Raw genomic sequence first — 18523 nt, 5'->3', positions numbered from 1 at the left:
GAAAAGTAAATTTCAATAACGGAGAAAACATGACAAAACCTAGATCAAATTGTTCTGCACAAGTGCGACAACTTCCTCAACCGTGCCAAACTGTAACGCTTGGGCGGCCATTTCCTCCATCTTGGCAGCCGATAGTCTTGAAATCTGACTGCGCGCCGGGAGGATCGAGGATGCGCTCATACTGAATTCATCCAGACCGAGACCTAGCAGCAACGGAATTGCTGTGGCATCTCCGGCCATTTCACCGCACATGCCGACCCATTTGCCTTGAGCATGTGCGGCGTCGATCACGTTCTTTACCAGGCGCAGGATCGCCGGGTTGTACGGCTGATACAAGTAAGATACCTGTTCGTTCATTCGATCGGCCGCCATAGTGTACTGAATGAGATCATTGGTGCCGATGCTGAAGAAATCGACTTCCTTGGCAAACTGGTCAGCCAGTACGGCCGTGGAAGGAATCTCCACCATAATGCCGAGCTGAATATTGTCCGAAATCGCGTGCCCCTCATCACGGAGCTTGGCTTTCTCCTCGAACAGCAAATCACGCGCGGCCCGGAATTCGCCTAGCGTGGCGATCATCGGGAACATAATCCGCAATTCTCCGTGCATGCTCGCTCGCAGCAGGGCACGCAGCTGCGTACGGAAAATGTCCTCGCGATCCAGACAGAGACGGATGGCCCGGAAGCCGAGGAACGGGTTCATTTCCTTCGGCAGATTCAGGTAAGGCAGCTCTTTGTCGCCGCCGATGTCCAGTGTGCGTACGACCACCGGCTTGCCGTTCATGCTTTCCAGCACGGTGCGGTAAGCGTTGTATTGGATCTCCTCGGAAGGCAGCTTGTCGCGGCCCATATACAGGAATTCAGTCCGGTACAGGCCCACGCCCTCACCGCCGTTCTCAAGCACGCCGGACATATCGTTTGGCGTACCGATATTGGCCGCCAGTTCCACGTGCTTGCCGTCTGCGGATACGGTCGGTTCCTCGCGGAGCATTTTCCATTCTTCAATTTGCCGGTTGTAGGCTTCCTGCTTTCGCTTGTACTCGGCGACCTCGGCTTCGCTTGGATGAATCAGCACTTCTCCGCCAAGCCCGTCGACGATGACAAGATCGCCGTCCTTCACTGCGGACAGCACCGTTTTAGCGCCGACAACCGCCGGAATTTCCAGAGAACGGGCCATAATCGCCGAGTGGGAGGTGCGTCCGCCGATATTAGTCGCAAATCCTTGGACATATTTGCGGTTGAGCTGGACTGTATCGGACGGAGTCAAATCCTCGGCGATTACAATCACCTCTTCACTAATCTCTGCCAAGCTCACATAGGTAATGCCCAGCAGGTGGTTCAGCACGCGCTTAGTTACATCGCGCATATCGGCGGCACGTTCTTGGAGATACGCATTTTTCATATTCTCGAACATTCCGATAAACCGGGTGGCCACTTCCTGCAGGGCATAGTCCGCATTGACGGCTTCCTCGCGGATCTTGTCCATCACGGGGCCGATCAGCTCAGGATCTTCCAGAATCAATAGATGGGATTCGAAAATCTCCGCCTTCTTTTCCCCTAGATCGACTAATGCACGTTCTTTGATACGTTGCAGCTCACCCTTCGATTTCTCCAGAGCAGCTCCCAGTTTGGTGATCTCGGCTTCCACATCAATGCCGGATTGTTTGGCAAAGACATAACCCGGTTGCTCCAGGATAAAAGCACGAGCCACGGCAATGCCGGCGGAAGCCGCAATTCCGGAAATTTTACTCATGAAGCTCGCCCAGTCCTTCCTTGATCATCACATCCTGAAGTGCATCGAGCGCTGCGGCCTCATCACTGCCTTCAGTGATCAGAGTCAGGATATCGCCGGTTTCGAGTCCCAAAGACAATACGCCCAGTATGGATTTCAGGGTTACTTTTTTGCCGTTAGCTTCCGCAAAAGCCTCAGCGCCCTTGAACTTATTGGCTGTATTGACCAGCGCTGTAGCAGGACGCGCATGAATTCCAGCTTCGTCGATAATTTTGAATGTTTTTTGCATGATCATTTCTCCACCCTTTACCGTCTTATTATATATTTAATAAATCCAGTCGCTACGGGAAATCTCATGATGCCTCGGGTGTAAACAGGATCTTTTCGAGCAGCATAGTTCCCGGCCCCGTTAAAGCAAATGCTATAACCGTTCCGATCCCCACGACTCCCCCAAACAAGAATCCGATGCTTAAAAAGATGGCATCAACACCTATTCTCCCGATATCATACCTTAATCCAAACTTTGACTCCGCATATCGCAAAATGGCATCAATCGCATACATACCATTGCCAAATCTCATCAACAAAACATAAGTGACGGAGTAACAAAAGTTAGCCATAATTACGATGGCTATTTTTATGAATAGAGATAAATCCGACAGTTCCATATTTGCAATTATTGGATGAATCAAGTTAATTAAGGGCCCTACAAAAAAAGAATAGATAATCGAAGAAAAACCTATAGATTTACGATTTAATAAAAGGCCAGCGGCAAGAAATACAATATTTACAAAAAAGCTTGTCAGGCCTACACTCATTCCGGTACTTTTATGCAATCCATCCAATAAAACGGTTAATGTATCGGACCCTATACTGCACTCGATAAATAAATTAACTGCTATCGCGGTAAACAACATGGCAACGACCAAAATCATAAATCGTCCGCCAAATTTCAGATAAATAGGCATTTACGAAACCTCAATCCAAGTTTTCTCCATTAGAAGCGATCACTTTTTGCATCCAGTAAAAACTGTCTTTACGTAAACGCTTTTCACTGCCATTGCCAAAATCATCTTGATCTACGTAAATAAATCCATAACGTTTGCTCATTTCCGAGGAAGAACAACTAATGATGTCAATGGGCCCCCAAGCATAATACCCTCTTAAATCCACCCCATCTTTTATGGCCTCTTTCATTTGCTCAATATGGGCCCGGAAATAGTCAATACGGTAGGAATCATGTATCGATTCGTCTTCTTCCAATGTGTCATGGTAGCCGATCCCGTTTTCCGTTATATAGATGGGGCACTGATACCGGTCATAAAACAGGTTAAGCAAGGTGCGAAGGCCAGTCGGATCAATGGTCCATCCCCAAGGGTTGGCCGGAAGATCGGAATTGCGGTAAGCTCCTGTTTTATTTTTCATACTTTCTTCATCAAAAATACGAGTATAGTAGTAGGAAAACGACATAAAGTCGGCCGTGTTTTTCAGGGCTTCTTCGTCGCCTTCTCCGAATTCGACGGTAATGTTATTGTCATGGAAATAGCGGAAAGCGTAACCGGGATAATATCCCCGGAGTAATACATCGGCGAAAAAGTACTCCATTTGATTTCTTCGAACGGTGGCAAAGACATCTTCCGGCCGGCAAGTAGCCGGATAAGCCGGTCCGCCGCAGAGCATCATACCAATTTGCAAATCCTTATTCAGATTTTTGGCATATTTCGTCACCAGACCACAGGCCACCATTTCATTATGCACACCCTGATATTTGGCAGAGTCCAGATCATCCACTACATCTTCAGCAATTCCCAGATGATTAAAGGATTCATACGCAATTAAGTTAATTTGATTAATAATAATCCAATATTTTACTTTTTTATGATAACGATCTATCACCACTTTGCTGAAGCGAACAAAAAAATCAATCACTTCTCTGGAGTACCACCCTTTATAGGCAGTTGTTAAATGAAGCGGCATTTCATAATGCGATAGGGTGATCATCGGCTCCATGCCGTTCGCTAAAATTTCGTCGATCAGGTCATCATAAAATTTCAAGCCTGCTTCATTCGGCTGTGCTTCGTCACCATTGGGAAAGATTCTTGCCCAGTTAATCGAGGTACGAAAGGTTTTCAGTCCCAGTTCCCTTAGCAATTTCAAATCTTCTTTATAGGTGTGATAGAAATCGATTCCCCAACGTTTCGGGAAAATTCGATCTTCGCTTGTAATAGCTTCTTTAATATAGTCTGTAGTTAACTCTGTATTTGATTTTTTTTCTAAAGGAATGCCATCCACATATTCATTAATATCCGCTACGCTTAACCCTTTTCCGTCAACATTATAAGCACCTTCTATTTGATTGGCGGCGACCGCTCCCCCCCATAAAAAATTGGAGGGGAATCCTTTTGGAATGTTGTTCATTATGATTTCTTCCTTCCTGATCTTTATTTATGAGCCAGCTCCAGGTTCGTTAGTCTTTGATTAAAGCTCTCAAAAATGTCGATTAACCGCTTGGCAATATTTATTTCACTATAGACCGTCATGAGCGTATCTTGCGCATGGGCAAATAAAACGGAGTACTCCCCATCTGCTCCTTCCGTTTCTTTTTGGATGCAATTCGTTTGCACGCGATGGGCGATGACAATTTCCGCGTTGGCTAATTTTATCTTCTCCTTAGCTCCAGCAAAATCGCTGTTTTCAATATCCTTTAAGGCATCGGTACAATGTTTTCTTGCTTCCCCTGCGTGCAAAATGATTTGCATCGCATCTTGAGCCACTTTTTCCGAGGTCATAATAAATATCTCCTTTATTAGAGGTTGTTCAAACTCGTATAATAGATTAATTGGTTTGCTGTAATTCTTTTTCAAGTTCTTGTTTTTCGTAGGTTTTGAAAAATGGATACCAAATCAGCGTGGCTACCGCGACACAGATTAACATCAAAATAATGCCTGTGATGGTTCCGGTTGTAATCCACGTCGAAATTGGAAAAGGGGCGTACCACATATCGAACACAACTTTCGGGATGGGGGCAAAGTGAATGACTTTGGTTCCGACCCAAACGATCAACGGTAAAATTAAACCGATGAGCCACATCGGCAGCATCAAAATGGGATTCCATACGATAGAACCAAATACTAAAGGCTCGTTGATATTAAAGATAGAAGGTACAAAACTTGCGCGTCCCAGCGCTTTTAACTTGTTGCTTTTGGAAAACACGTGCATAATGGCAAGCGGTAACGTACAAGCCACGCCTCCAACCCACAGGTATGCCGAATAAATCGTTTCGGCCGTTACGATATTATGTGCTCCCATGGTAGCGTTTGCGGTAATGGCTGCCAGAAAAATAGGTTTGGTTACAGGAGTTAACACCCAGCCGGAAATCCCCATGGAATATAAGAAACAACCGATAAACATGATTAACATGAATCCCCAAGGCGTCTCTACCACGCCGGCCAACGGCATAAAAATATTTAAAATGATGTTGTATATATCAATATGAACGAGATCGACCAACACCCAAGCCAGAGTTAAAGTTACCCCAATAGGGAGCATGGAATCAAACCAGGATCTGACAAAATCCGGTATGACGGAATCTTCTTTGAAAAAAGAGAATTTTCCGAACAGACCCATGATAAATCCGGTAAAAAGAGCGGCAATGATGGCGACAAACATGCCCCCGGTGCCTAAAGATTTATGAGTGAAACCAATCGTCCCGTCTTTTACGACTTGGGGAGTAATGATGATCAAAAGAGTAATCAGGCTTGTACATCCCGCGATAAAGCGTTGTTTTCTTAACTTCTTCTTTTCCATCAAATTAAATGGAATCAGGAAAGAAACCAACAGCGAAAGCATACCCATCGTCCATCCAAACGGAACCCAAAAATTAGGGTAGTTTTTGATTTGATATACATCTCCAGGTATAGTGAGAAGGCAAAATACCGATCCTAAAAGAATAAAAGGCAACAATTGCATGACGGAATCCTTGAGTGTAACTACCCATACATTGTTATTGACTTTATTCATCTTTGGAGAGAAGTCATTTTTCAGCCATTCCATTAATTTATTCATTTTTCTTATCCCCTTTAAATTTTCAATTCACTCATTAAATCATCCAAAGCAGCTTCCCCATCTAAAGTGGAATAATAAGAAGACTTCATTAAGAGCACTTTGACATCGGTATCTTTGGTAATTTCTTTGATTTCATCAATGACATAAGCCAAGTGGGGACCAACCAACAAAGCATCGATATCATCGATATAATTTTCAATTTCCGCTTCCCCTCTGGCTTTAATATCCATGTTCAGGTTTCTCTTTTTAGCAGCCTTGCGAATATTGGCAGCCATAAAACCGGAACTTGCTCCTGATCCGCAAACCAGCAACACGTTTAACATTTCTTTTGTATTTCCCATGGTAATCCTCCTTGTTTTTATTTTAGATTAAAGAAAGTATGAGTTTTCAGCGGAGCTGAAGCTTTCTTTAATCGCAAGAAAAACTTCCGATAAATGCGGTCTGTCTTCCGTGACTGTACATCGATAGAAGTTTTTCTTATAATGATTTGACAGCGCTATCTTTGTTACAACCAAACTATAATACAAACCCCAAAACGGGCTCAAATAAAAAACTGCACCCCTATGGTGCAACATTTAAAGCGAGGGATCTTGTGTGAAAACGCAGTATATCGATTTAATTCAATATTTAATCTCATATAACAATGAATGGATTTCATCGCAAAGTTTAGCAGATAAATATGGCATGTCCAAACGTACCATCAAATCTTATATAAGCGAGATCAATGCTATTCACCACGGGTTAATCCTATCGTCAAATAAAGGTTATAAAGTCGATACGGATAAAGTAAATATATTTTTAGCTAGTGAACATAAAGCAATTCCGCAAACCCAAGCCGAAAGAATGGCTTATATTCTAAAAAAACTGGTACATACCAATGAGTCAATAAATATTTATGATTTAAGTGACGCTCTTTTTATCAGCGAGTCAACGCTTAGACTTGATTTAAAGCTGATCAAAGAAAAGCTTGCCAAAAATAATTTGGAATTGCTTTTGGTTAAGGATCATATAGGCTTACTAGGAAAAGAAAAAGATAAGCGCAAATTAATGAGTAATATTTTGTACGAAGAGGCCAATGGAAGTTTTATTGATATTGATAAAATCAAAGGATTTTATAAAGAACTAAATGTAGATTACATTCGGGGAGTCGTTGTTGAAACTTTTTCTTCCCATCACTTTTTTACCAATGATTTTTATTTAACCAATGTAGTGATCCACATCACCATTGCTTTGGATAGAATGAAACATGATTTTCAATTTTTAAATAAAAGCGTGAATTATAACATGGATAACACTGCCTATTTCATCGCTAAAGAAATCGCCTTTAAATTGGAATCGTATTTTCATGTAAAATATTCGGAAGAAGAAATCACCGATTTGGCGATCTTAATTTCATGTAATGGGACCAATGTTAATTTTACGCAAATTGAAGTTAGCGACCTGGAGAATATCGCCGGCAAAAGTTGCATTGACTTGGTCAGTGAAATAGCATCGGATTTGGATAAGTATTACTATATCAGTATTGCCGATTCTGATTTTATTACGCGTTTTACATTGCATATAAAAAACCTTTTGATGAGATTAAAAAATAATCATTCAACGAAAAATCCATTAACGAACACGATCAGAAGAGAATGCCCGCTCATTTATGACTGCGCCGTTCATGCTTCACATGTGATAAAAGAAAAAACCGATTATATCATAAGCGATGATGAAATTGCATATTTGGCTTTTCACCTGGGATATGCCATTGAATTGCAACGGCAAACGAACGTAAAAATCTCGTGCACGGTACTGTTTCCGCTTTACTACAATATGAATGTGCAAATCATCAATAAATTACAGCAGTATTTTGGGGATGATATTTCGATTCATTCGATTGTAACCGATGAGAATGATTTGAATTATGCAACCAGTGATTTTATTATTTCTTCTGCCCAGTTGCATAAGATTCCGGAAGTACCCTATGTCGTAATTACCCCGTTTTTTATAGAAAGCGACCGGGAAAAGGTATCGAACAAAATATTTGAATTAAAAGAGCAAAAAAAGAAAAATCAATTTAAGCTCCATTTAAAATCTTTTTTGGACGAAAGACATTTTTACAACTCCACAAAATGGACTGATAAAGAAGACGTTTTACGTTTTATATGTCAAATTATGAATCAGGATGGTTATACAGATGAGGATTTTTTGGAAAAAATTATGGAACGGGAAGCCATGTCATCTACTGCGTTTGGACAAGTTGCTCTTCCTCATGCGATAAAAATGGAATCCCGCAAAACAGGGATGTTCATTTATTTGAATCCGAATGGGATCAAATGGGATTCTTCTACCGTGAAAATTGTATTATTGCTCACCGTAAGCGGAGAAGATCGAAAATTATTCCGTGATGTATTCGATGCATTTGCCACTATCTTAACGGACGATACAAATGTGAATCTGTTGTCTTCTACTCATAGCTTCGAAGATTTTACAAACAAATTAATCACTTGCTGGGAATAAATCTAAATGGCTTGCCTTGCTTTGCGATATTCCCCTGGGGTGACATGCTCCTTCTTTCGGAACGAGCGAATAAAGTTTTGCGGTTTATGATACTGGAGCCGCTCTGCGATCTCCCGAATGGTCATGTCGCTCTCGACCAGCCACTTCTTGGCCATTTCCAGCCTGTAATTCATCAGATAATCGCTAAAGGTCGTTCCGTATTCTTTTTTGAAAATATTGCTTAAGTAGTTCGGATTATAATGCAGCCGGTCCGCAATTTGCTCCAACGTCAATTCCTGATCGTACTCGGATCTGACGATGACGGCGATCTCTTCGGACAGACAGCGGAATTGCTTGTTCGTCTTGTCTTTCATGCTTCTGACCATCGGGAAAATCACTTCATTCACCAGTATCCGCTCAATTTCTTCGGGATTGCGGGTATCCAGCAGCACATGGTAAAGGGCGTGATTGTCCTGCGTCAGCAGCACCTCGATTCCGAGTAACTGTTCAAGCTGGATCAGATTGTTCACGAACCGGACCAGGGCCACCTCGAAGTTCATCGAATATTTATTTTTCTTCATCATTTCGGCAAGCAGCAGATACAAGGTGCGACTGACCTGCTCTTCATCGCCGAGACGAATAGCGTCAAAAAGCTGGGACTCCAGCTCGACCGGATAATGAAGCAGGACCGGGCCGGAAACGACCCTGGAGATGTCTTCATAAAAAATGATCGATTCCTTGCCCAGATTGAGGCGATGATGCAGCGCCTGTTTGCCCATTTCACAAGCCTCTTTGCTCTCCAATAAACTGTCAACCGTCTTGCTGATCCCGACGCTGATGGACACTTTCAAATATTCCCTGGCGTTTTTCATCAAGGCCGTAGCTTGCTCAAACAGTTGTTTACGGATTTCCGGTTCGGACTTGCCCGTGAACCTCAGAATGGTAGCCTGGGTTTTATCGTTCAAGATAATGGGAATCAGCCGCTGTTCCGGCGGGATCTGTTCTTCCACCAGCTTGTTGATCGCCAACAGCAAAATATCCTTGTCCGAGGCTTCGCGTTCACCGAGATTGTCCAACTGAATCAGCATCGTTACGTAAGACGTATTTTCGGGTAGCCGGTACCCCAATCGTGGCAGCTTTAAGGCCAGTTCTTCCGCAGAAACGCGGTTGCGGAACAGATTCACGATCAACTGCGTCTCGAGCTGCGGCTTTTCCGCTTCCATCAGGTTCTCGAGGCTTTCTTTCTCCGTCAATATCGTGTCAATGGAATGAATAATCGTTTCGATTTCATTTTTGGAGCCCGTCTGGTCATTCAGCGACAGGCTGCGTTTGATTTGACGGATCGGCCTGGTAAAGTAAACGGCAAAAATATAGGCCACGATTACTATTAAGAGCGTTAGCACCGTTCCCATCGTGATGATCCCAAATTTGGTCGTCTTAAGGGCACCGGAAATCTCCTTTTGATCCAACAAAGACAGATAAACCCAGTTGTTATAATCCGATTGCGCATAGATGACTTTTAACGGCGAACTAAAATTGTCTGTCTTTTTCAGGGATAACGCACCACTCGGTTCGTCTTCTTCCAAAATCGCGGTTAAAACTTGCTTCAATTGTTCATCACGAAGACCGGATTCGGCGGGGTTGCTTCCATACATCAGTTCGCCCTGCTTATTCAAAATATACACGACGCTATCGTCCCCGGTCTGAATCGTTTGGTCCAGCGTATCCAGCGAGATGTCCGACAAAGCGATCGCTTGCTTGTTTTTGGAGAACACGGGCAGCGTGTTCACGAGTCGGATGCCCGTTTCCGTCTTAACCCAGAACAGGCTTTGATCGTTGTTACCGATATACGTTTGGATCAATTCCGCCCTTTCTTCTTCATTCAGCTTCGACAGCCTTCCGTTGGATATCCGCCAGTTATGTTCCAGGCTGATCAGCGCATATTGCGTCCGCTCCATTCCCATGGTAGCGATGTAGTTAAGCTGGGTGTTCACGTCCCGGTATGCGATGAAATCCTGCTCCGTGATCGGATGATTGACGACCTCGCTGAACGATGTCGTCGTGCTGTATGTGTCAAACGCATATTCGATAGTTCGAATTTGCTGCTCCAAATTATTTTTGGTCTGCAAAATAAAGTTTTGCTTGCCGCCGGCGATCCGCTCATTCACCGAATTTACCGTGCTGAAATAAATATAACTGGCAAAACTGACCACAAGACCAATCCCAAGCACGAGAATAGGAATTAATATTTTATAGAACAATCTCCCTCGATGCATGATCGTTGCTCCTTTTCACGTGTAATCAATGGCAATTATAGCGCTTTCAATCCAACAGGGGCAATAACAATTTTCACGTGTGCACTACAAATCTACCTTGACTTTTAAAGAAAAAACAAATTAGAATGAAATCGTTAAACTAATTCGATTCCGATGAAAATTTCCTTTGGGAAGAAGAGGTTCTATGGTCACGATTAAAGATATTGCAAAAGTTGCCGGCGTTTCGCATACCACAGTTTCCCGGGCACTAAACGGCAGTCCGCTTATCAAGCAAGAAACCAAGGATAAAATTGCTAAAATTGCTGCAGAACTGAATTATATCCCCAATTTCAGCGCAAAAAGTTTGGTCATGAAAAAATCGTATACCATCGGCTTGTTTTTTTCCAGTATTGATCAAGGAACTTCATCCAGTTTTCTGGTCGACGTCATTAAGGGAATCCATCATGCGCTGGACGAAAATTATAGTTTGACGGTCCATGGGATCGACAGCATCCGGCATCTGGACGGCATCTCGCCGTACCGTTTTGACGGCATCCTGGTCATGAGCCAGAGCGATGCGGACAACGAATTTATTTATCATGTAAAAAGAGCGGGCATTCCGCTCGTCGTCCTCAACCGTCACCTGGAAGACCCCGGAATCATGAACGTCGTCGCCGATGACAAGTCCGGGGTACGGGAAGCGATCGACTACGCTATCGCTCTGGGCCATCGTAAGCTTGCGATGATTGAAGGCAAAGCCGGATTCAAATCGTCCACCGAGCGCAAACAGGGCTTTATGGACAGTTTGCTGGCCCACAGCCTCCCCCCGAGCTCCGAATATTTCGTAAGCGGCGATTACAGCATTGAGAGCGGGTACGTGAGGATGACTTCTTTGCTTGCCCTGCCGGTCCCTCCTACGCTCGTTTTTTGCGGCAATGACGACATGGCAATCGGGGCGATGAATGCTTGCTATGCCGGCCGAATAAGTATCCCGGATCAACTATCCCTGATCGGATTCGACGACATTGTGTTTGCCCGGTACACGAACCCGGCCCTTACGACCGTCCGCAGACCGATTGCGGATATCAGCGAACTCGGCACGCAAAAGCTGATCGAATTGATGCAGGAACCGCAGACTAAGCCGGAGCAGGTCCTGGTAAAAACCGAATTCATGATTCGCAAGACCGTTGCGAAGATATAATCCGGAGAATGATTCGCAATCTACGAATATTCATATATTGTCGACTTTTTAGAAAAAGAAGAGCGCTGCTTCTCTTTTTTTAAAACAAATTGTTCACGTGTGCATTAATCCTTTCTTCCTATTATGGATCAAAAACAATGAAATAGATTGGCGGGAGGAATAATCATGACAAGTACGTTGTTTATTGCAGGCGATTCTACGGCAGCGATAAAGGGAGCGTCCGAAAAACCGATGACGGGCTGGGGGGAATATCTTCAGGGTTACTTCAGATCATCATTCACCGTTGACAACCGGGCCGTGAACGGGCGGAGTACCAAATCGTTTTTGACGGAACGGCGGCTAACCGCGATTGAAAAGGAATTTCAGGCGGGAGACTACCTGTTCATCCAGTTCGGCCACAATGACGGCAAGTTGGAAGATCCCCTGCGCTACGCGGCACCGAATCCCGAATACCGGGAGAACCTCGTCCGCTTTATTGAAAGCGCTCGCCGCAACGGCGGGACGCCGGTGCTGCTGACTTCCGTCAGCCGGAGGCGTTTTCTGGAGGGCGGAATCCCCGATCCGCTGGCGGTCGGAGAATATCCGGAAGTCATGCGGCAGGTCGCGGACGACACCGGGACGGCACTGCTGGACATTTTTGCGGCTTCGCAGCAGCTATATCGGGCTTTGGGCGTCGACGGCACCCGGCATTTGTTCATGCATCTGCCGAAGCAGGCTCATCCGAATTATCCGGACGACATCAGCGACGACACCCATTTTTCGGATGTCGGGGCAAGGCATATCGCCAGTCTGGTGGCTCAAGCCATCCATCAATCTCATGCTTTGCCGGAATTGAAACGGCATCTTAAAGGAACCGCCGAAAGCGCGTTCCCCGGAAAGGGGGCTTGACCGCCGTGAACGTTACTTCGAACCTGGCATTGTCCTCGCCGCCGCCATTAAATCTGGGGGTGCGCGCCCATGATTTCGGGCGAATTCCGCTGGACAGCCTCATCGCGAAAATCCGGCGCTATCGATTTTCCCATGTCCAATTCGCTCCGGGAAAATCGTTTCCCGAGAGCGTTCCGAGCCTGTCCGCATTAAGTCCCGGAACCGCCGCCTATTATGGCGGTGCTTTCCGCGGGGCAGGCATCCACCTGGCGGTTCTCGGCTGCTACGTCAATATCGTTGCCTCCGATCACGCTAAACGGGTGAAAGCGCTGAGCGATTTCTCCACCCACCTGCGCCTGGCCAGGGATTTCGGAGCCAGTCTGGTCGGCACGGAAACCAGTAGTGTCGGCGAAGGCTATACGACGGACAACTTTACGGAGGAAGCCTTTCGGCAGGTTGTCGCTTCCGTCAGAATCATGGTGGCCGAGGCCGAGCGTTTCGGCGTTACGATCGGGATCGAAGCCGGACAGAATCACCCGCTTCATACGGCACCCCTGACGCGCCGGTTGCTTGACGAAGTCCCGTCAAACAATCTCCAGATCATCCTGGATTGCGCGAATTTGATGTCTCCGGCCAACTATTTGCGTCAGGATGAGATCATCACCAAGGCGCTTGAACTGCTGGACGACCGGATCGCCGTCATTCATCTTAAGGATTTTACAATCGAACAGGGACGAATTAACATCGTCCCCGTAGGTCTAGGGCAGCTACATTTCCACCCTATTCTCCGGTATATGAAATATAAACGCCCCCACATCCACGGGATTCTGGAAAGCACTCCCGAGCCGGATATGGAGGGAAGCATCGCCTTCTTGCAGCGAATTTACGCCGAGGTATGACCGATGCCCGTAGTGAGTACACTACGGGCATCTCGTATTCCAGTTGCTGCTATGATCATGATCCTCGCCGGCGTTGAAATCCGATGCCGGCTTTAATTCATCGGAATCACGGTACCAAAGAATTCTATCGTTTCGATTTGCTTGTCATTAATAAGAGGGGTAAAGGTTTTTACTATGGTGATGGTTTCGCTTAAATGATCCGCTACGACCATCCCCGTAAAAACACTTGTAGTTTCCGACGTCCCATCCTGGTAACGGATAATCATGGGATAATGGTCCGAATACTCGTTTAGTCCGATTTCCTTCCACGATTCGCTGGCCGCTTCCGAAATCTGTTTTGTAAAAGTGCTGCTCACCTTTAACGTAACTGAAATCGGGGAAACCGAAATCGATGACCATGTCGCTTCGTATCCGTAGAGCGTTAGCTTTTTATCCACCCGGTGCTGTGTCGAGATATTTTTATAATCCAGTTTTAATCTGGTTTCCCAGGAACCTGAGATGACGGTCTCATATTCGTCGGGGAAAGCTTCCGCCCCTTCCAGGTTCTCGACTAATAGAGTCACCTCCTGGCCTGGCGCCGTTTGATCCGTCACTAAATAACTCATCACTAAACTGATCTTATTATCCTCCGAATTTCCGTCATCCAATAAAGCAAAATCATAACCGGCACTGGAGGAACCTGCTGAATCCCAATCTAAGTCGCCCTCAAAACGATAGCGCTCCGCATTGAGGACGGTTCCTTCCGGTGCGGTGAAGTCCATTAAAATATAGATCAAATGACCGTCGCCGATAATTTGCTTAATTTCCAGGGTCCCGTTCTTGTTTGCGACCTGTTTATTAACTACATAAGCTCCATTTTGCAAATACCGCTCCTGCTCGCTATCAGACGGTTTCAGAAAATTTAGAAACTTCATATCTAGTCCAAAATACGCGGCCGCATAAGCCGTAGTCGTGATGAATCCGATCATCATCGCTGTTGCCAACATAGCCGTTCTTACATGTCGCCAGGGGATCGGCATTCTTTTCTCCGCCTGTTCGCCTTTAGCCGATAACGCCTGAAATAGTGTATCTTTATGTTCCTCCTTCGGCTTCAACGATTCAAATAGTCCCTTTAGACGGTTCTCGTTCAAAACATTCCCCTCCTCGCAAATCAGCCTTCAAACGTTCGCGCCCCTTCGATAATTGCGTTTGTATCGTGCTCTCCTTGCGATCCAGCAGTTTCGATATTTCTCTTACGGAATATTCCTCATAATAGTATAGATACAGAACCGTTCTGTATTTTTCGGGAAGCGAAAGAAGTTTTGCCAGCACCTCTCCCTGCTGCTTATCGTTTTCCCAACTCGTCTTTTCCGGCAATACGTCCATGTCAATGCGGCGGGATCTCCACCAGCTTTTTAACACGTCTTTACAGTGATTTTTGGTGGCAACGATCAGCCATGCCTTCTCATGCTCATGGTCATTAAACGTTTTGTTGTGCTTGAACATTTTTAAAAATATGGATTGAACGGCGTCATCCGCATCCGCCGTATTTTTCAAAAGGATGAAACACAGTCTGTATACCGTATCCACATGCATTCGATAGATTTCAGCAAATTCGTCATCTCTTGGCCCTAAAGCAGGATTGTCCATCGGTTCACCTCCTGTATATAACACGATTGACCCTGTAAAAATATCTTACTTAATATAAAACATTGTACGAACCTGTCCAAATCCATTACAATATTTCAGTATGCATTCCGGTATCGGAGGAATGCCAAGACAGCAAACGATCTCGTGGAGGCTCTTAAGGAACCATGCAAAACGCAACTTCAACTCAAGTAAAAATCATTACGGCCGATCCCAGCGGAATCGGCCTGTTCGGGCTGGCGATCGTCACCCTCGTCGCTTCCTCGCAAAAGCTGGGACTGACTGAAGGCCTTAGCTACGCTATCCCCTGGGCCATATTTTTGGGCGCCTTTGCCCAGCTGTACGCCAGCATTCAGGACGCCAAACATAACAACACTTTCGGGATGACCGCTTTCGGGGCGTATGCCTTTTTCTGGTTTGCCATGGGCGTCAGCTGGTTGATCAAGCTGGGAGCGCTTGGACCGGAGTTGGCGTCCGGCATCGACGGCAAGCAGCTTGGTTTTGCGTTTGCCGGATATCTCGTCTTCACCTTGTTCATGACCATCGGTGCGATGGAGACGCATAAAGTCCTGTTTTTCATTTTCGTATTGATCGATGTTCTTTTTCTCGGCCTTAGCCTGGATGCATTCGGTATCGTGCCGGAAGTATTCCATAAACTTGCCGCATTCGCGGAATTGGGTATCGGCCTGCTTTCGCTTTACGGCGCGGGCGCTGCGGTGCTGAATGTTCATTTTGGCCGGGTGTTCATGCCGGTCGGCCGTCCGTTCGGCATTTTTAAGGACCGGACTTAAACAAACGTATTCCAACCAAGCAAATGCAAAATCAAAGCCGCCTGATGCGCTCCGATACGCGCGACAGGCGGCCTTCGTTTTTTCTTCCGTTTAACCTGAACGTTGCTCACTTCACTCCGCTTCTTACCGCTTCTAAACGCGTCGGCGGGAATAAAACTCGGTCGCAAGAAACAAGATCCCCCCGGCAAAGGAGGTGAAAACCGCGAACAAATACATGCTTTCTCCCCCAAACAAGTCCGCTAGTCTTCCTCCAATAACGCCGCCGGTCATGCCGGACAAGCCGAGATACACCATGCTTAACAGGGAAAATCCGGTCGCGCAGAGCTGCGGTGGAAGGATCCGGGCGACATAATGCATGGAAACAATCCAGAATATCGCGAATGTAACGGCCGCTCCCGCTTGCAGTGCCAGCAGGACCCATGGATCATCGGTCAAATAATACATCAGCCAGCGCAGCGCGTACACAAGACCGACAATCCCGATCAGCACATATTCATGAATCCGGTTGATATACTTGCCAATCAAGGCAAATACGGGAATCTCAACGGCAGCAGCAAGCGCCCAGGCCCATCCCGCCATGGAATCGGAAGCGCCTAATTCCTTCATGTACAAGCCAAGCATAACATCGTTCATGCGGTGGGGTACTGAAATGATGAACACCATGAACAAAAACCATAAGAAAGATTTGTTCGTAAACAGTTCTTTTATAGATTTCAGGGACATGCCTTCCCCTTCGGCCGGTTCGTCGCGCAGAAAAAACAGCAGCAAGAGCGGCACAATCCAGGCTGCCCAAAGCAGATAAGGCAATTTGGCAATTCCTCCCAAAGCGGCCAGCAGCACCCCCCCTGAAAGAGAAACCACGGTATAACCCATGGAGCCGAATAACCGAAGCGAACCGTAGGCAACGCCTCTGCGCTCCGCCGACTGGACGGAGATGCTGTCGAGCAGCGGCATGGAAGGCTGAAAGAAGAAGTATAAGGCCAACACAAAGCATAGAGTCAGCGCGTAGCTCGTACCGGAATTAAACAGACCTATACTGCTAGCAATCGCTAAACTCCATAGCAGAAATATCATGATCTTTACCGCACGCAACCGATCGCTCAAATACCCCCAGAACGGCTGGATCAGGCTGGCCGCGAACGGGCCGATCATCATGAGAAAACCGACCTGGGAAGATGAGTATCCTAAGTCGGCAAAATATAAGGGCAAAAACGGTGCAAGCACAGCTAATATAGCATACTGCCAAAAATTCAATCCACGGAGAATCCACATTTGTCTGTCTTGCCGTGATTTATCTTTCTTGTTGTTGCTCAAAATTCGATCTCTCCATTTCATGTCGCAAGCATATGTTAGCTGTACAATCACATTCTATCATCCCATGAGAGCAATAGGAAAGGGGTCCCCGCTCGTTGAGCCGATAGTTTTATAGTGTTGATAAAAATCGGGGGCAAAACCAAAGAAACTGCACCAAAAAGGAGCAGTTTCTTTAATATTGGTCACACGCCTTTATTTGTACAGGTCAAAGTCCTTCACGGTTTCGCCGGTTCGTCCGGACCGGAAAATAGCTTCAATCAGGTTCAGCACCCGCAAGACTTCATCATTACGGACGATCGCCTCGTCCGCGCCTTCTATGACCGCAGCGAAATTGTCATAGAAGCTGCTGCGCTGAGCGTAAGGTTTCGGCAATGCTCCCGTGAGGGTCGCCATTTCCGATGGAGGCGCCATCGTTTTGGTCAATCCGACCCCGGCTTGAACCGGTTTCGGCTCCACGATTTCCGCATCGCGATTCCGGGTCACGATCCGGCCCGTCATCGACCAGTCTTCAATCACGCCCGTGCCTTCCGTTCCCTTCACATACCAGCGCGGAAGCGTAATGAAATTGGTGGTCCCTACCTCGACCAGAGCGGATACTCCATTTTCAAATTGCAGCATGGCTTCAAACCCGTCATCCACCTCATCGCCCAAAATAAAGCTCAAGGTGCTGCTCACGCTGATGATTTTACTGTCGATCATAAAGATCAATTGGTCCAACAGGTGAACGCCCCAATCCAGCAGCATTCCGCCGCCATGCGCATCAAGATGGCGCCAGTCGCCAGGGATTCCGTTCGCCCCGTGAACTCTTGACTCGATGCGGAACAAATCACCGATCGTTTTTTGTTCGTACATTTGTTTAATGATCAGGTAATCCTCGTCCCAACGACGATTTTGGTGCACCATCACCACCTTGTTCGCCTGGTCTGCCGCAGCCGTCATGGCTTCGAAATCCTCCACCGACATCGTGACCGGCTTTTCGCAAATGACATGCTTGCCTGCAGCGAATGCATGCAGCGCCAGGTCCTTGTGCACATCGTTCGGCGTCGCGATGAGGACGATCTCCGCAGCAGCATCGTTCAGGACCGCTTCATAGCTTTCGTAAGCGCGATAGCCGTCCTGTTCCGAAGCTTTTCCGCGGGCATGATCGATATCATAAGTGCCGATCACCTGAAGCCGGCCATTGTCCTTGATCAGTTTGGCATGATAGCTCCCCATGCCGCCGTAACCGATGATGACTACGGTATGTTTGTCGTCGTGATGATGATCCATTGTCGTTCTCCTCTCACCTTTCCA

The 18523-nt window shown here is 46.3% G+C and carries 17 protein-coding genes; 5 read left to right on the top strand and 12 right to left on the bottom strand.

Annotated features, from left to right (window positions below):
- Positions 1-39: 39 nt before the first annotated feature.
- The 7 genes from ptsP to DFP94_RS00745 form a co-directional block, all read right to left on the bottom strand.
- The gene (gene ptsP / locus DFP94_RS00775) at positions 40-1752 is read right to left on the bottom strand and encodes a phosphoenolpyruvate--protein phosphotransferase (protein WP_114494548.1); all 1713 of its coding nucleotides are present in this window, start codon (positions 1750-1752) and stop codon (positions 40-42) included.
- Complete coding sequence (locus DFP94_RS00770) at positions 1745-2020, bottom strand: HPr family phosphocarrier protein (RefSeq protein ID WP_114494547.1); 276 nt, start codon at positions 2018-2020, stop codon at positions 1745-1747. Before DFP94_RS00770 ends, ptsP begins: the two co-directional genes overlap by 8 nt.
- Before the next feature lie 64 nt (positions 2021-2084).
- Positions 2085-2699: a YczE/YyaS/YitT family protein gene (locus DFP94_RS00765; protein ID WP_114494546.1), complete on the bottom strand. Its 615-nt coding sequence runs from the start codon at positions 2697-2699 to the stop codon at positions 2085-2087.
- A 10-nt stretch (positions 2700-2709) separates the two neighbouring features.
- Positions 2710-4149: a glycoside hydrolase family 1 protein gene (locus DFP94_RS00760; protein ID WP_114494545.1), complete on the bottom strand. Its 1440-nt coding sequence runs from the start codon at positions 4147-4149 to the stop codon at positions 2710-2712.
- Positions 4150-4172: 23 nt separating this feature from the next.
- Positions 4173-4520, bottom strand: coding sequence for a PTS lactose/cellobiose transporter subunit IIA (locus DFP94_RS00755; protein WP_114494544.1), 348 nt, complete (start codon positions 4518-4520; stop codon positions 4173-4175).
- Between the two features lie 46 nt (positions 4521-4566).
- Positions 4567-5796, bottom strand: a complete 1230-nt coding sequence (locus tag DFP94_RS00750) for a PTS sugar transporter subunit IIC (protein ID WP_114494543.1) — start codon at positions 5794-5796, stop codon at positions 4567-4569.
- A 14-nt stretch (positions 5797-5810) separates the two neighbouring features.
- Entirely contained in the window at positions 5811-6119 is a 309-nt protein-coding gene (locus DFP94_RS00745) for a PTS sugar transporter subunit IIB (protein WP_245954558.1), read from the bottom strand.
- A gap of 271 nt (positions 6120-6390) precedes the next feature.
- On the opposite strand from DFP94_RS00745, the gene DFP94_RS00740 reads away from it, so the two are divergent.
- Complete coding sequence (locus DFP94_RS00740) at positions 6391-8298, top strand: BglG family transcription antiterminator (protein WP_114494541.1); 1908 nt, start codon at positions 6391-6393, stop codon at positions 8296-8298.
- Between the two features lie 2 nt (positions 8299-8300).
- Here the strand turns inward: DFP94_RS00740 and DFP94_RS00735 are convergent, their stop codons facing one another.
- On the bottom strand, positions 8301-10553 hold the full coding sequence (locus DFP94_RS00735; RefSeq protein ID WP_114494540.1) for a helix-turn-helix domain-containing protein: 2253 nt from the start codon (positions 10551-10553) through the stop codon (positions 8301-8303).
- A 184-nt stretch (positions 10554-10737) separates the two neighbouring features.
- On the opposite strand from DFP94_RS00735, the gene DFP94_RS00730 reads away from it, so the two are divergent.
- The 3 genes from DFP94_RS00730 (at position 10738) to DFP94_RS00720 (ending at position 13499) form a co-directional block, all read left to right on the top strand.
- Positions 10738-11733, top strand: coding sequence for a LacI family DNA-binding transcriptional regulator (locus DFP94_RS00730; protein ID WP_114494539.1), 996 nt, complete (start codon positions 10738-10740; stop codon positions 11731-11733).
- Positions 11734-11898: 165 nt separating this feature from the next.
- Positions 11899-12621 carry a rhamnogalacturonan acetylesterase gene (locus DFP94_RS00725; protein ID WP_114494538.1) on the top strand — a complete coding sequence of 241 codons (723 nt, stop codon included), beginning with the start codon at positions 11899-11901 and terminating at the stop codon, positions 12619-12621.
- Positions 12622-12626: 5 nt separating this feature from the next.
- Complete coding sequence (locus DFP94_RS00720; RefSeq protein ID WP_245954405.1) at positions 12627-13499, top strand: sugar phosphate isomerase/epimerase family protein; 873 nt, start codon at positions 12627-12629, stop codon at positions 13497-13499.
- A gap of 92 nt (positions 13500-13591) precedes the next feature.
- Here the strand turns inward: DFP94_RS00720 and DFP94_RS00715 are convergent, their stop codons facing one another.
- Both DFP94_RS00715 and DFP94_RS00710 read right to left on the bottom strand, forming a co-directional pair.
- Positions 13592-14629: a DUF4179 domain-containing protein gene (locus DFP94_RS00715; RefSeq protein WP_114494537.1), complete on the bottom strand. Its 1038-nt coding sequence runs from the start codon at positions 14627-14629 to the stop codon at positions 13592-13594.
- On the bottom strand, positions 14598-15128 hold the full coding sequence (locus tag DFP94_RS00710) for an RNA polymerase sigma factor (RefSeq protein WP_114494536.1): 531 nt from the start codon (positions 15126-15128) through the stop codon (positions 14598-14600). The genes DFP94_RS00715 and DFP94_RS00710 overlap by 32 nt, the downstream gene beginning before the upstream one ends.
- A 164-nt stretch (positions 15129-15292) precedes the next feature.
- Between DFP94_RS00710 and DFP94_RS00705 the strand changes: the two genes are divergently transcribed.
- Positions 15293-15916 carry an acetate uptake transporter gene (locus DFP94_RS00705; protein WP_114494535.1) on the top strand — a complete coding sequence of 208 codons (624 nt, stop codon included), beginning with the start codon at positions 15293-15295 and terminating at the stop codon, positions 15914-15916.
- A gap of 132 nt (positions 15917-16048) precedes the next feature.
- Here the strand turns inward: DFP94_RS00705 and DFP94_RS00700 are convergent, their stop codons facing one another.
- Together DFP94_RS00700 and DFP94_RS00695 are read right to left on the bottom strand one after the other, a co-directional pair.
- Positions 16049-17230 carry an MFS transporter gene (locus DFP94_RS00700; RefSeq protein ID WP_245954404.1) on the bottom strand — a complete coding sequence of 394 codons (1182 nt, stop codon included), beginning with the start codon at positions 17228-17230 and terminating at the stop codon, positions 16049-16051.
- Positions 17231-17422: 192 nt separating this feature from the next.
- The gene (locus DFP94_RS00695) at positions 17423-18499 is read right to left on the bottom strand and encodes a Gfo/Idh/MocA family protein (protein WP_114494534.1); all 1077 of its coding nucleotides are present in this window, start codon (positions 18497-18499) and stop codon (positions 17423-17425) included.
- Positions 18500-18523: the final 24 nt, after the last annotated feature.

The organism is Fontibacillus phaseoli (assembly GCF_003337355.1).
GTDB lineage: Bacteria > Bacillota > Bacilli > Paenibacillales > Paenibacillaceae > Fontibacillus > Fontibacillus phaseoli.
The sequence above is the reverse complement of the archived record's forward strand: the minus strand, read 5'-3'. Positions and strand labels throughout refer to the sequence as shown.

Excerpts from the sequence above, each read along its gene's own strand:
- ptsP (WP_114494548.1), bottom strand. The coding sequence starts at position 1,752 with ATGAGTAAAATTTCCGGAATTGCGGCTTCCGCCGGCATTGCCGTGGCT.
- DFP94_RS00770 (WP_114494547.1), bottom strand. The coding sequence starts at position 2,020 with ATGCAAAAAACATTCAAAATTATCGACGAAGCTGGAATTCATGCGCGT.
- DFP94_RS00765 (WP_114494546.1), bottom strand. The coding sequence starts at position 2,699 with ATGCCTATTTATCTGAAATTTGGCGGACGATTTATGATTTTGGTCGTT.
- DFP94_RS00760 (WP_114494545.1), bottom strand. The coding sequence starts at position 4,149 with ATGAACAACATTCCAAAAGGATTCCCCTCCAATTTTTTATGGGGGGGA.
- DFP94_RS00755 (WP_114494544.1), bottom strand. The coding sequence starts at position 4,520 with ATGACCTCGGAAAAAGTGGCTCAAGATGCGATGCAAATCATTTTGCAC.
- DFP94_RS00750 (WP_114494543.1), bottom strand. The coding sequence starts at position 5,796 with ATGAATAAATTAATGGAATGGCTGAAAAATGACTTCTCTCCAAAGATG.
- DFP94_RS00745 (WP_245954558.1), bottom strand. The coding sequence starts at position 6,119 with ATGTTAAACGTGTTGCTGGTTTGCGGATCAGGAGCAAGTTCCGGTTTT.
- DFP94_RS00735 (WP_114494540.1), bottom strand. The coding sequence starts at position 10,553 with ATGCATCGAGGGAGATTGTTCTATAAAATATTAATTCCTATTCTCGTG.
- DFP94_RS00730 (WP_114494539.1), top strand. The coding sequence starts at position 10,738 with ATGGTCACGATTAAAGATATTGCAAAAGTTGCCGGCGTTTCGCATACC.
- DFP94_RS00725 (WP_114494538.1), top strand. The coding sequence starts at position 11,899 with ATGACAAGTACGTTGTTTATTGCAGGCGATTCTACGGCAGCGATAAAG.
- DFP94_RS00710 (WP_114494536.1), bottom strand. The coding sequence starts at position 15,128 with ATGGACAATCCTGCTTTAGGGCCAAGAGATGACGAATTTGCTGAAATC.
- DFP94_RS00705 (WP_114494535.1), top strand. The coding sequence starts at position 15,293 with ATGCAAAACGCAACTTCAACTCAAGTAAAAATCATTACGGCCGATCCC.
- DFP94_RS00695 (WP_114494534.1), bottom strand. The coding sequence starts at position 18,499 with ATGGATCATCATCACGACGACAAACATACCGTAGTCATCATCGGTTAC.